Consider the following 13,015-nt stretch of genomic DNA (forward strand, 5'->3'; position numbering starts at 1 on the left):
TTGCTCGCGGGGAAGCACTGAGCGCGGTCCGGTCCCCCGAATTCGCGTGGTTCTCGGGTTTTACCGACTACAGCCAGTAGGAGAAACGGGCTATCGTTAGGGGCGGGACACGATCTGGTCGCGAAATCCGGGTTCGGCCAGCGGATCGCGGCCAACGCGGAAAGCGATGGCTGTCGACTCGAACGAGAAAAGGGGTCAGGCGATGGTGTTGATCACCGATGCCAGGCTGGTCACCTTGCGTGATCCGCGTCACGGAGCCGGGAACCCCTACTTCTTCGGTATGGTCTAGACCATGTCGGGAACCCAGCTGGTCGGTGTCGGAGTCAGCCCAGGTCAGGCCGCTGGGCCGGTGGTCAGGGTGGCCGAGCCGCTGCCGGAGCCGTCGGCGAGCCCGGCGCCAGCGGACCCCGTGGCCGAGGCCGCGCGGATCAAACCGGCCGCGGACGCGGTGGTGGCCGAGCTGAACCGGCGGGCCGCCGCGGTGCAGGGCGAGTCCAGGGTGGTGCTGGAGACCACCGCCGCGATGGCCGCCGACCCGGCGCTGCTGGCCGAGGCGGAGAAGCTGGTGCGTGAGCGCGGCCTGCCCGCGCCGCGCGCGGTGTACGAGGCGGCCAACGGCTTCGCCACCATGCTCGCCGCGGCAGGTGGCTACCTGGCCGAACGGGCCAGGGACGTGCACGACGTGCGGGACCGGATCGTGGCCACCCTGCTGGACGTGCCGATGCCCGGCGTGCCCGCGCTGACCGGACCGAGCGTGCTGGTGGCCCGCGACCTGGCCCCGGCCGACACCGCGGGCCTGGACCCGGAGCTGGTGCTGGCCCTGGTCACCGAGGAGGGCGGCCCCACCAGCCACACCGCGATCCTGGCCCGCTCGCTGGGCATTCCCGCGGTGGTGGCCTGCCGCGGCGTGCTCGCGCTGGACCCGGCCGGGCTGGTCGTGGACGGCGGCACCGGCCTGGTCACCGCGCCGGGCGGGACGGTGGCCGCCCAGGCGGTGGCCCGCGCGCCCAAGGTCGAGTGGAACGGGGTCGGCAAGCTCGCCGACGGGCACCGGGTGAAGGTGCTGGCCAACGTCGGTTCGGCCGAGGACGCCAGGACCGCGGTGGCCACCGGCGCGGAGGGCGTCGGCCTGTTCCGCACCGAGTTCTGCTTCCTCTCCGCCACCGAGGAACCCACGGTGGCCGCCCAGCGCGAGGCCTACGCCGCGGTGCTCGCCCCGTTCCAGGGCAAGCCGGTCATCGTGCGCACCCTGGACGCGGGCGCGGACAAGCCGCTGCCCTTCCTCAACACCGTCGAGGAGCCCAACCCGGCACTGGGCGTGCGCGGTCTGCGCATCGCCAGGGAATCCGCCGGCGTGCTGGACCGGCAGCTGGAGGCCATCGTCGCGGCCGCCGCGGACACCGGGGCCGAGGTCTCGGTGATGGCGCCGATGGTGGCCACCGCCGAGGAGGCCGCCTGGTTCGCCGGGCGGGCCAGGGCCGCCGGGGTGACCAGGGCCGGGGTGATGATCGAGATCCCGGCCGCGGCACTGGCCGCGCGGGAGGTGCTGGACGCGGTCGACTTCGTCAGCCTTGGCACCAACGACCTGGCCCAGTACGTCTTCGCCGCCGACCGCATGCTCGGCGCGCTGGCCACCCTCAACGATCCCTGGCAGCCCGCCCTGCTCCGGCTGATCGCCCTGGTCGGCGAGGCCGCCACGGCCACCGGCAAACCGGCAGGGGTGTGCGGTGAGGCCGCCGCGGATCCGGACCTGGCCTGCGTGCTCACCGGGCTCGGCCTGACCAGCCTGTCCATGAACAACGCCGCGCTGACCCAGGTCGGGGCCAGGCTCGCCGGGGTCCGGCTGGACGCCTGCCAGCTGGCCGCGCGGGCCGCGCTGGCGGCCAAGGACCCGGCACACGCCCGGACCGCCGCGCACGCCGCCCTGCACTGAGCCGGATTCCGCGCGGGCCCGGGGGTCAGCGGCGGAAGAACCGGGACTTCCGGGCCGGGCGCTTGATCTCCACCGAGCCGAAGCGGACCGTGCCGGTGAGGATGAAGTGCGGGTCACCGGGGCGATCGCCGCCGCCGACCTTGTCGGTGACCGCGCCCGCGGTCATGGCCAGCGAGTCCACGTTCACCGTGGCCCCCTCGGGCAGGATGAGCGTGGTGCTGCCCAGCGCGTTGTGCAGTTCGATGGTCACCACCGGCTCGGCGATCACCGCCTCGGTGAAGTCGAGCAGGGTGTGGCCCGCGGTGCCGCGCAGCACCAGCCTGCCGGGCACGGTCCACCGGCCGCGGCGTTCCAGCGAGGACATCGCGTTGTGGCCCAGCACCAGCTCGCCGCGGGCCACCGACTCGTTGAGCACCATCCCCGGCACGTCGATGAGCACCGCGTTCAGCTCGCCGCGGGTGCGCGCGGTCAGCGCGCGGTCGGAGCGGGTGGTGAACTCGGCCAGGCTGATCCGGCCCTGGCCGGTGGCCCGCTCCAGGAGTTGCACCACGTGCATCCGCTCGGCGTCGGAGACCAGCAGGTGGCGGTGCTCCAGCTCTCCGGCCACCCTCACTCCTCGACGTCCAGGCCGTGTTCGATCGCGTAGCGGGCCAGCTCCACCCGGTTGTGCAGCTGGAGTTTGCGCAGCGTGGACTGCACGTGGTTCTCCACCGTGCGGTGCGAGATGACCAGCCTGGTGGCTATCTGCCGGGCGGTCAGACCCTTCGCCACCAGCCGCAGCACCTCGGTCTCCCGGTCGGTGAGCTGCGGCGCGGCCGGTCCGCCGTCGGGCGTGGTGGCCATCCGCCGGTACTCGCCGAGCACCAGCCCGGCCAGGCCGGGGGTGAACACCGCGTCCCCCGCGGCGGTCCGGCGCACCGCGTCGATCAGCTCCTCCGCCGAGGCCGACTTCACCAGGTAGCCGGAGGCCCCCGCCTTGACCGCCTCCAGCACGTCGTCGTGCTCGCCGCTGGCCGAGAGCACCAGCACCTTGGTCTCGCGCAGTTCGGCGGTGATCAGCCCGGCCGCCTGCACGCCGGAGGTCTCACCCATGTTCAGGTCCATCAGCACCACATCCGGGCGCACCGCCCGCGCGATGCGCACCGCGGCGTCCCCGTCGCCCGCGGTCGCCAGCACCTCGAACCCGCGTTCGGCCAGGTCGCGCGCCACCCCGTCGCGCCAGATCGGATGGTCGTCGACGACCATCACCGTCACCTTCGGCTCACTCATCGCCGTCCCCCCTTTGTCGTCTGCCTCGGCACTCGGACCTCCCACTCGGTGCCCTCCCCGGCCCCGGTGTGCAGGGCGAGCGTGCCATGCAGGTCCTGCACCCGCCCCCGGATCGATTGCGCGATGCCCATTCGTCCCTCCGCCTCGGCCGCGGTGATCCGGCCGTCCGGAATGCCCGGCCCGTCGTCCCGGATGCTCACCACGACCTCCTCGCCCAGGTCCTCCACCAGCACCCAGGCCCGTGCTTTGACCCCGGCATGTTCGTCCACATTGGACAGTGCTTCCCTGGTCAGCGCGCACAGCTCGGCCGCGGTGTGCGCGGGCAGCAGCACCTGGGTGGCCGGCGCGGAGACCTGGAACCGCGGCGTGGCCAGCAGCTGGAGCTGCGGGCGCAGATCCACCTCACCGTCCACAGTGGACTCAGGCGGCTGGCTGGAGACCAGCGCGCGCAACGCTATTTCCTGCTCACCGGCCAGTTCGGCCAGTTCCGCGGTCTCCCCGCCCAGCTCCCGGCCGCGGCGGCGCACCCTGGCCAGCACCTGGAGCACCCCGTCGTGGATGGACCTGGCCAGCCGCTCCCGCTCCCTGGTCGCCGCCTCCGCCTGCAGCGCCCGGTGCAGCTGTTCGGCCGAACGCCGGGCCACCGAAGAGGCCAGTCCGAGCACAAAGCCGACCCCGACCAGCAGCACGGTGTCCCTGGCGATGTCGGTGTCGAAACGGGCCCGGATCAGCCAGCTCATCCCGGACACGATGGCCCCGGCCAGCATGCCAGGACCACGCCCGTGCAGCACCGCCATGGCCACCACGCACCCCGGCGCCCACACCGTGACCACGGTCGGCGCCGAGGAGAGCATGTAGGTCCGGTCGTGCACGAACCAGCAGGCCAGCATCAGCCCGGCGGTGAGCACCACATCGGCCACCACCACCGAGGTCCGGCGGCCGCTCTCCCGGGAGTAGCAGTAGACGGTGACCGCGGTCCAGGCCGCCATCACGCCGAAGACCACCCAGCCGAGCCACTCCCGCTCGTACTGCGCGCGGTGTACCAACACCCCGCCCAGCGCGAACAGCAGCGTGACCACGCGCAACCACACGAGTGCGCGCCACAGCGGCATGACCGTCTCTCCCACGGATGACATCCTGCCTCACCAACCGCATACCAATCCCCCCGCTTGGACGCAGTCCCACGCCGGTATCTGTGCCACCCTTGAGCGGGGGTGACGGTCGGCAGGGGGCCGGCTACGCATCGCCACGGGTTTCTGGTGTCCGCACCATGGGGGAGGCCGTCTTGCGTGACTGGCCACTGTGGACACTGCGTGGACCGGCGCTGGTGTACTGGCTGGTGATCGACGGTTTCGCAGTGTCCGCCGCGGTTCTGCTCACCGTGCTGGGGCATGCCCCGCGCACGGAGGATCTACCCAGGTTCATCGTGCTGGTGCTGACCGCCGCCCTGGTGGTCATCGGCACCAGCGTGGTCGGCGCGTTGCGGGTGGAACCCCAGCGCAGCCCCTGGGCCGTGCACGTGTCCTACCTGCTCGCCGGGGTGTTCGCGCTGCCAGGCAACCTGCTGGTGGTGCTGATGCTGGGGCCCGCGCTGCACGGCGCGCTCAGTCCCCGGCACCGGCCGCACCAGTGGTTCTTCACCACCTCGGCCACCGTGCTGGCCACCATGGCCGCCCGGACCGTGGTCGGCTGGTCCGAACCGCGCACCGACCTGTTCGCGATGGTCGCCGCCGGTGCCACCCTGCTGGTGGTGCGGGCGCTGATCGTGGCCATCGGCCTGCGGCTGCGCAATCCGTCGGCCCGGCCGGAACAGGTGGTCGGGCAGCTGCTGGACGTCACCGTGGGCGTGGTCGCGGTCTGCCTCGGCGGCCTGATGGCCATGGCCATGACCGACGACCCGCTGCGGGTGCTGCTGGCCGCGCCGCCGTTGCTGCTGCTGGAGGGCGCGGCCCAGTTGCCACAGTGGCAACGCTCGGCCCAGCGGGACGCCAAAACCGGCCTGGCCAACTCGATGCACTGGGACCGGCTGGCCCGCGACGCCCTGGACCGGGCCCGCAACCGCAAGGCCGCCGCCGCCCTGCTGCTGCTCGACCTGGACCACTTCAAACGGGTCAACGACCGGGTCGGCCACCTGGCAGGGGACGCGGCGCTGGCCGCGGTGGGCAGGCTGCTGCTGGGCAGCGTCCGGCACGGCGAACTCGTCGGCCGCTTCGGCGGCGAGGAGTTCGTGGTGCTGCTCCCCGACACCACCCCCGGCGAGGCGGAACAGACCGCGCAACGGGTGCGGGCCGGCGTGGCCCAGCTGCGGGTGCCCACCACCGCCACCGACGGCCGCGACCACGAGCTGTCCGGGCTGACCGTGAGCATCGGCGTGGCCACCTCACCGCGCTACGGCTACGTGCTGCCGGACCTGATGGTGGCCGCCGACTCCGCGCTGCTGGCCGCGAAAAGCTCCGGCCGCAACCTGGTCACGGTCGCCTAGACCGCGATCCCGTACTGGTGGATCAGGTGCCGGAGGGTGCGCTCGACCTGCTCGTCGCCGAGCGCGACATCGCAGAACACCGCCGCCGCCAGTTCGCTGTAGGTCGTGCCGTAGAGCGCGCTGCCCAGCCGGGGTTCGGCCCACCGCACCGGCCCGACGTCATCCCGCCGGGCCAGGTCGACCCGCCGCAGGTTCGCCCAGGTCTCCAGCAGCCGCACCGCACCGCTGTTGTACCGCGCGGCGTAGACCACCCAGTCGGTGTCCGAGGTGGCGGTGTTGGCGTACATGCCCAGGCTCACGTGCCAGCGCGGTCCCCTGGTGTGCAGGCCCTGGTTGTGGTCGCCGGGGTTGCTCTCGAACCCTGGCAGGTACTTGCCGACCAGGAAGACCGTCGCGGCCCCGGAATCGCTGCGGATGCCGGGGAAGGAGTAGTGACCGTCGTTGAACCGCACGGCCGAGTGCCCGTGCACCGCGTCGGCCACGAAGTGCGCGGGCCGGTTGAGCGGCCTGCCGTGGTTGCCCGCTCCGCTGTGGTCGGTGAGCTGGGGCACGGGTGCGCCGTCCCGTAACGGCATCGGCCCTACCCCAGGGCTGCCGAGGTCGTGCAGCCCGTCGGCGCGGAAGTGGCAGCGCAGGCCGGGCAGGCCCGCGATCAGATCCTCACCGGTCAGTGACACCGGCGGCAGGGACACCGGTGGCGGCACCTCGCGCAGGCCGATCCGGGCCGACCCGCCGGGCGTGCTGGTGTTGAGCGCCAACGGCACGGTGGCAGGCGGCAGTCCCTCGTAGCGACCCTGCCAGACCGGCCCGTCCGTGCCGACCAGCGCGAACAGCCCCCGCGCCTGGTGCTGGGTGAACGAGCGCTCGATCGTGCACCAGCCGTCGGTGGCGCCGGAGTTCGGCAGCCCGGCGTTGGGCTCCAGCGCCACCAGCCGGACCCCGACCGTGCCCTTGTCGATGGTGCCGACCTGGCAGTCCCGGATGACCAGCTGGGTCGGCCCGCCGATGTGGTGCCCGACGCTGGCCCAGAAGTAGCTGTCCCGGGGCGGCCGCTCGGGCCGCTCCATGTCGATGGTCCAGTTGTCGAAGGTGCCGTGGGTCTGGAACAGCCGCACCACCGACTCGGGGTTCTCCTGCGCGTCGGTGCAGAACACGTCGCGGTAGGCCAGCGTGGACCGGTTCGCCTTCAGCGCCGTGCGGCCCCAGTGCTTCAGCGCCAGGTAGTGCGCCCGCCCGATCTGGAAGTAGCTGTAGATCGCGGTGTCGGTCTGGAACTCGAACCGGCATCCGGTCAGGTCCACCGGGTAGTTCGCGTCCACCTGGAAGCAGCTCAGCCCCTGCGCGCCCGCGACCACCACGAGGTCGGTGAACGAGCAGCCGATGGCCAGGCCGAGGCCGATCACCTGGCCATAGTGGTCGGGCAGGTGACCGGGGCTGCCGCTGTGCAGGGTCAGCCGCTCGACCGAGTTCCCCACGATGCTGTTCAACGCGTCCAGCACCGGCGCCACCGTGCCGTACCCGAGCAGGTTGCTCGCCGAGCCGTGCTCGGTGAAGTGCACGGCCGCCCACGGCAGCTGCAGATCGGGCAGCCCGGCCGGGTTCTTCGCCGGCGGGCTGGTCATCGGCAGGAAGCAGCCGAATCCCGAGGCGGGCCCGTTGCGCCAGGTCAGGTCGGTGACCGGGCCGGCGGCGGTCTGCTGGTCCGGCAGGTCGAGGTACTGGGCGGTGGTGCACATCCGCAGCGCGCCGAAGGTGAGGTCACCTGGGATGCCGAGCCCGATGTCCTGGGTGTTGTCCTTGATCTCCGTCGAGGCGTTGTCCTGGACCCGCACCATGCCGAGGTGGAACGAGGCGCACCAGTTGACACCGAAGGTCAGCCCCGGCTGCCCGGGGCGGTCCGCGGCAGGCCAGTTGTGGTTGATCAGCCGCAGGTCCGGGCTGACCCGCCGCCGGTTCACCCAGGCCCGCACCATGCCCTGACCGGCGCGCATGTCCAGCTCCAGCGAATACCGCAGCACCGGGTCGTCCTGGTCGAACGGGATCCGGATCTCCCGGCGCAGTCCGTCGCCGGTGACGAAGACGAACAGCACCGAGACCCCGTCGGGCTGGGTGTCGATGCGCGCGTAAAACGGTGCAGGCCGGTTGAACTCGTCCAGCAGCCCGAACAGTTGCTGCCGCGTCCACGGCAGCGCGTTGTTGCGCACCAGGAAATCCAGGCTAAGCACCGAGGTGCCGCCCCAGAACCGGCGGTCGGGCGGGCCGAAGGTGAACGGGGAGCAGGGCAGCGTGAGCAGCGCCGGGTCCGTGGTCCCGGTGCGGAAACCCCAGTGCTGCCCGGGAGTGGTGACCGTCGGATCCTCGAAGCGCCCGTGCAGGTCCGGCCAGTGCTCGTCGCTGACCGGCCGCCCGAACGGCGCCCGCGGCATGCCGATGATCAGCGCCGGGAACGCCTGCGCGGTCCGCAGCATGGTGTCGGCCGCGTGCTCCCCGGCCAGCCGGATGTGCGGGCGGTCGAGCATGATCGGGCGCCGCAGCAGGTAGTCGCCAGGGCGCAGCCGCAGCGTGCCGCCCGCGGCCAGCTCGGGTGAGTCGACGGCCTGCTGGAGGATCGCCGACCAGTCCGGGTCGGGTCCGTGCGCGCCGGGGTCGATCGTGACGGTCGCCATGGCCGGACGGTATGCGCCGTCAGCCATTGACCAGCGAGATCACGCCCTGCTGGGCGGCCGGAACTGCCCGGACGGGCGCCTAGGCGGGCTCGTCGCCCTTGCCGCCTGCCACCGCGTCGGCCCGGTTGGTCGGGTCCACCGACTCCGGATCCGGATCGTCCTCGTTGACCAGCGAGCGGATCGCCGAGTTCAGCACCGCCAGCACCGGCACGCCCAGCAGCGCGCCGGGGATCCCGGCCAGCGACAGGCCACCCATGATCACCAGGATCACCGCGAGCGGGTGCAGGGAGACCGCCTTGCCCAGCAGCAGTGGCTGCAGCACGTGGCTTTCCAGCTGCATCACCGCGATCACGATGATCAGCACCACCAGCGCCTCGATCGGGCCGTTGGCCACCAGGGCCACCAGCACCGCCACCGAACCGGCGATCAGCGAACCGATGATCGGCACGAACGCGGCCAGGAAGACCAGCGCGGCCAGCGGCACCGCCAGCGGCACGCCCACGATGGCCAGGCCGATGCCGATGCCCACCGCGTCCACGACGGCCACCACCACGGTCGCCCGCACGTAACTGACCAGCGAGGCGAACCCGCGGCGGCCCGCCACGTCCACCCGCTTGCGGGCCCGGATCGGCACACCCCTGGTGAGGAAGCTCCAGATGTTGCTGCCGTCGTGCAGGAAGAAGATCAGCGTGAACAACAGCAGCAGGAAGCCGGTGAGCAGCTCGCCGACACCGACCGCGGTGGTCACCGTGGTGTTCACCGCGTTGGTGGCGATGGTGGAGACGTTGCTCTTGAGCATCTCCACGAACCGGCTCACGTACTGGTCCAGGTCCTGCGGGGTCAGCTGCAACGGGCCGTGCACCAGCCAGTCCCGGATCTGGTCGATACCGACCACGACCTTGGCCTGCAGCTCGGGCACACCGTTGACGAAGGCCGCGACCACCGAGACCAGCACGCCGACCACCAGCAGCAGCCCGCCGACCAGGACGATCGTGGTGGCCGCCCAGCCCGGCACCTTCCAGGCCACCAGGTGCTTGACCGCGGGCGCCATCAGCGCGGCCAGCAGCAGCGCGATGCCCACCGGGATCACCAGGCTGGCGAAGTAGCCGATCAGGAACACCAGCACGGCCAGCGCGCCGCAGAGGGTGAGGAAGCGCCAGGACAGCGCGGCTCCCACCCGGAGTCCGTAGGGGACCTGCTCGACAACCTCACGCCGGATCGGAGTCGGCGGCACCCCTCTGCTGCTGCTCACGTCGATCACGGTAGCCGTGACCGAGTCGTCATGGGGCGAACCGCGCGGACCGTCCTCCGGTCTATTGCCCATCCGGCCCCGTGCGGGTGAGATCGACAGCAATGGACCCGTATCCCAAGCCCTCGGACTTCACCGAGGTCGAGCGCGCGGTCTGCCGCGCCTTCGCGGTCGGTCGGCAGCTGGTCCTCCCACTGGCGGGAAGTCCGGACACCCGGGTGCGGGCCAGTCTGCTGGCCGGGCTGCTCACCGGGCTCTACCGGCTGCGACCCGCCGGGGTGCCCGCGCTGCGGCTCACCGGGGCGAGCATCACCGGCCGCCTCGACCTGGAGGCGCTGGACATCCGCACCCTGATCGAGCTGACCCGGTGCAGCTTCGACACCACGCCCGACCTGCGGATGGCCCAGCTGATCGGGCTGCGCCTGCCTGGCTGCCGGCTGCCCGGCCTCAAGGGCCGCAACCTGCAGATCGACAGCGACCTGGTGCTGGAGGCCGGCTTCACCGCCACCGGCTGCGTCGACCTCACCGACGCCACCGTGCGCGGCACCCTGCGGCTGGCAGGCGCGGTGCTGCGCAGCCCGCAGGACCACGCGCTGCTCGGCGCCCGGCTGCGGATCAGCGGTTCGCTGCAGGCCACCTCGCTGCGGGCCACCGGCGAGGTGCGGCTGCGCGGGGCCACGGTCAGCGGCAACGTGCACCTGGGCGGCGCGCACCTGAGCAACCCGGGCGCGGACGCGCTGGAGGGCTCCGGGCTGGTCGTCTCCGGCAACCTGTTCTGCGACGGCGACGGCGGCCGGTTCACCGCCAGCGGCCGGGTGGTGCTCTCCGGCGCCCGGATCGGCGGCGACGCGGTGTTCACCGGCGCCCGGCTGCAGGCCGAGGACTCCGCGGACTCGCCGATGCCGATCCTGCCGCACGGCCAGGCGCACGACGCCGCCTCGCTGGTCGCCGACCGGATCACGGTGGACGGCAACGTGCAGCTCGACGACGGCTTCACCTCGCTGGGCTCGGTGCGGCTGCCCAACGCCAGCATCGGTGGCTACCTGCGCATGGTCGGCGCCACCCTCGGACCGGAGTCCGCGCTGGCCGAACTGGAGAAGGAACACGAGAAGCAGCCGGTGCAGCGGTTCCCGGTGGCCCTGTTCGCCGACGGCATCGAGGTGCGCGGCGACCTGGAGGCCAGGGGCAAGGCGGTCCGGCTGCCCGACGGCCGGTTCGAGCGGCAGGGCGGCATGCGTGCCTACGGGCAGGTCCGGCTGGTCGACGCACACGTGCACGGCAGCGCCAGCCTGTCCGGGGTGACGCTGCACGGGCCCGGCATCGACGTGCTCTTCGCCGACCGGCTGCGCGTTGGCGGCACTCTGTTCCTGCGCGATCTGGCCGCCCGCGGCTCGGTGCGGCTGCAGAACGCCGCCATCGGCTCCACCCTGGACTGCTCCGGCGCCAAGCTGGTCGACCCGCGCCGCCGCAACGACGGCTCCATCAAACCCTCGCTGGACGCCCGGGTGGCCACCGTCGGCAAGGACCTGCTCTGCAGCTGGGGCATGGTGGCCGAGGGCGGCGTGCGGATCCGGCTGGTCGAGGTGGGCAAGATGGTCACCTTCACCGGCTCCGAACTGGGCGCCAGTGATGACGGCATCGCGCTCAACGCCTATGGCCTGACCGCGCAGCAGCTCGTGGTGCGCTTCGGCCGCAAGCCGCTGGGCCGGGTGATCCTGAGCCGGGCCAAGGTGGTCACGGTCACCGACGGAGAGCTGCTGTGGCAGGCCACCGGCGGGCTCGACCTGGAGGACTTCTCCTACCAGGGCATCGCCGCCGACCCGGACGTCGACGTGCGCACCCGGCTGACCTGGCTGCGCACGGTGGCCCCGGACTACGCGCCCGGACCCTACGAGCAGCTGGCCAACGTCTACCGGGACGGCGGGCACGAGGAACGCGCGGAACGGGTGCTGCTGGAGAAGCAGCGGCACCGCTACACCGAGCTGGGCGTGGCCGGGCGGTTGTGGGGGCTGCTGCAGGAGGTCACCGTGGGCTACGGCTACCGGCCGTGGCTGGCGCTGGTGTGGCTGCTGGTGTTCTGGGCGGCAGGCGGCATCTGGTTCAACGAGATGTACAGCGCTGCCCCCGGCCCGCACCAGTATCCGATCGAGCGCCTGGACTCCGACCAGAACCCGGTGTGGAACCCCTGGCTGCTCGCCGCGGACATGTTGCTGCCGATCGTCACCCTCGGCCAGGACAACATGTGGCGGATCACCGGCGCCTCGCAGTGGATATCCGTGGTGCTCACCGCGGTCGGCTGGATTCTCGCCTCCACCGCGGCGGCCGGCGCGACCCGCGTGTTGAAGCGAAACTGAATCAGCTTTAGCCAATTAACTCGATAGAGGGTATTCGGCCGCAGAGTTTGCGGACGGGGTTCTTGATCTGACATGTTCTGCGTTGTCCAGCTCAAGATTCTCCAGACGGAGGCGTGCACGTGCCGGGTACGGACCAGAATGTCGCGGGGGGTGGCCGAGTGCGTCGGCTGCTGTCCCGGGCGCTCGTGGTCTCCGGTGGCACGCTGATCGGCTGGCTGATCGCGGCTGGTTCGGCCAACGCCGCGGACCTGGTCCCGGTCGAGCCGGTGACCGACCCGGTGCAGAGCGTCACGCAGGCTCTCGCCACCTCCACTGATCAGGCCACCGGCCTGGTCGGCGAGGTCAGGCACGCCGCGGACGAGGGCGTTCGCAGGGCGATCAGCGAGGCAACCTCGGTGATCAGCCAGCCCGCGCGGCAGGTCAAGGTCGATAGCCCCATCGAAGACGCGATGCACAACGTGGCCAAGCTGTTCGAGCAGGCCCCGGTGCTCAGCGAGGTGGCCGAGGCGGTCACCACCGGTTCCGGGCCGTCCTCCCGGATGTATGCCAGGGACGCCGCCTATTTCGAGGGCGCCCCCGCCGCCGACGCCGAATCCCGTGTGGTGCAGGCGGCGACGGCCCCGGCGGCGAGTCAGCCCGATCGCCACCCCGTTCCGCCTGCGCCTTCCACGGCGCCGGTGCAGCAGCCAGGCCAGGTCGAGGACGCGCCCCGGCAACAGCCGCAGCCCGTCCAGCCTGGCCTTCCACTCCTCCCGCTGGTTCCGTTGCCGATGCCGGTGCCGACCAGCAACCCCGGTTCCTGCTCGTGCGGACACGACGGAACCGACGCGGCCATGGTCGCGCTCGGCGGCTACCTGCCGATGCACTCTCTGATGGACACCACGCGTGGCCAGCTGGCGGACTCCGCCGCGGCCGACTGCGTGCTCGCCGGGCAGGCCAAGCAGCCCGGCATCACCCCCGACTGACCACCCCGGCGCGGTAAGCGACCTCTGTCTTGAGGTCGGCGTGCTGCCGGGGCTTTTCTCTCGGCGCTCCGCTCGCCGTTCTCGCAGGTCGCAGAAA

At 72.0% G+C, this 13,015-nt stretch carries 9 protein-coding genes; 4 read left to right on the top strand and 5 right to left on the bottom strand.

From position 1 onward, the window contains the following. Positions 1-292: 292 nt before the first annotated feature. Complete coding sequence (gene ptsP, locus ACTOWY_RS26390; RefSeq protein ID WP_441312343.1) at positions 293-1,933, top strand: phosphoenolpyruvate--protein phosphotransferase; 1,641 nt, start codon at positions 293-295, stop codon at positions 1,931-1,933. Between the two features lie 25 nt (positions 1,934-1,958). Here ptsP and ACTOWY_RS26395 read toward each other — a convergent pair whose 3' ends face one another. Genes ACTOWY_RS26395 through macS form a run of 3 tightly spaced genes read right to left on the bottom strand, consistent with a single transcriptional unit; the run spans position 1,959 to position 4,338 of the window. Beyond that, a complete protein-coding gene (locus ACTOWY_RS26395) occupies positions 1,959-2,540 on the bottom strand; it encodes a DUF1707 SHOCT-like domain-containing protein (RefSeq protein WP_441312344.1) in 582 nt (193 codons plus the stop codon). Positions 2,541-2,542: 2 nt separating this feature from the next. Next, the gene (locus ACTOWY_RS26400) at positions 2,543-3,202 is read right to left on the bottom strand and encodes a response regulator (RefSeq protein WP_247755047.1); all 660 of its coding nucleotides are present in this window, start codon (positions 3,200-3,202) and stop codon (positions 2,543-2,545) included. Continuing rightward, complete coding sequence (gene macS, locus ACTOWY_RS26405) at positions 3,199-4,338, bottom strand: MacS family sensor histidine kinase (RefSeq protein ID WP_441312345.1); 1,140 nt, start codon at positions 4,336-4,338, stop codon at positions 3,199-3,201. The genes ACTOWY_RS26400 and macS overlap by 4 nt, the downstream gene beginning before the upstream one ends. 149 nt (positions 4,339-4,487) lie before the next feature. On the opposite strand from macS, the gene ACTOWY_RS26410 reads away from it, so the two are divergent. Beyond that, positions 4,488-5,684 (top strand): GGDEF domain-containing protein, encoded by a 1,197-nt coding sequence (locus ACTOWY_RS26410; RefSeq protein ID WP_441312346.1) that lies wholly within the window; start codon positions 4,488-4,490, stop codon positions 5,682-5,684. Here ACTOWY_RS26410 and ACTOWY_RS26415 read toward each other — a convergent pair. Both ACTOWY_RS26415 and ACTOWY_RS26420 read right to left on the bottom strand, forming a co-directional pair. After that, entirely contained in the window at positions 5,681-8,350 is a 2,670-nt protein-coding gene (locus ACTOWY_RS26415) for a hypothetical protein (protein WP_441312347.1), read from the bottom strand. The genes ACTOWY_RS26410 and ACTOWY_RS26415 overlap by 4 nt on opposite strands. A gap of 79 nt (positions 8,351-8,429) precedes the next feature. Then, on the bottom strand, positions 8,430-9,602 hold the full coding sequence (locus ACTOWY_RS26420; RefSeq protein WP_441312348.1) for an AI-2E family transporter: 1,173 nt from the start codon (positions 9,600-9,602) through the stop codon (positions 8,430-8,432). 101 nt (positions 9,603-9,703) lie between these two features. On the opposite strand from ACTOWY_RS26420, the gene ACTOWY_RS26425 reads away from it, so the two are divergent. Continuing rightward, positions 9,704-11,953 (top strand): hypothetical protein, encoded by a 2,250-nt coding sequence (locus tag ACTOWY_RS26425; protein ID WP_441312349.1) that lies wholly within the window; start codon positions 9,704-9,706, stop codon positions 11,951-11,953. A gap of 158 nt (positions 11,954-12,111) precedes the next feature. Beyond that, positions 12,112-12,918 carry a hypothetical protein gene (locus ACTOWY_RS26430; RefSeq protein ID WP_441312350.1) on the top strand — a complete coding sequence of 269 codons (807 nt, stop codon included), beginning with the start codon at positions 12,112-12,114 and terminating at the stop codon, positions 12,916-12,918. Positions 12,919-13,015 lie beyond the last annotated feature (97 nt).

The organism is Crossiella sp. CA198 (assembly GCF_052078295.1).
In the GTDB taxonomy this organism is placed as follows: Bacteria; Actinomycetota; Actinomycetes; order Mycobacteriales; family Pseudonocardiaceae; genus Crossiella.

What these genes read in the sequence shown, in the direction of transcription:
- ACTOWY_RS26415 (WP_441312347.1), bottom strand. Translation starts at nt 8,350, where the DNA reads ATGGCGACCGTCACGATCGACCCCGGCGCGCACGGACCCGACCCGGAC.
- ACTOWY_RS26400 (WP_247755047.1), bottom strand. Translation starts at nt 3,202, where the DNA reads ATGAGTGAGCCGAAGGTGACGGTGATGGTCGTCGACGACCATCCGATC.
- ACTOWY_RS26425 (WP_441312349.1), top strand. Translation starts at nt 9,704, where the DNA reads ATGGACCCGTATCCCAAGCCCTCGGACTTCACCGAGGTCGAGCGCGCG.
- macS (WP_441312345.1), bottom strand. Translation starts at nt 4,338, where the DNA reads ATGTCATCCGTGGGAGAGACGGTCATGCCGCTGTGGCGCGCACTCGTG.
- ptsP (WP_441312343.1), top strand. Translation starts at nt 293, where the DNA reads ATGTCGGGAACCCAGCTGGTCGGTGTCGGAGTCAGCCCAGGTCAGGCC.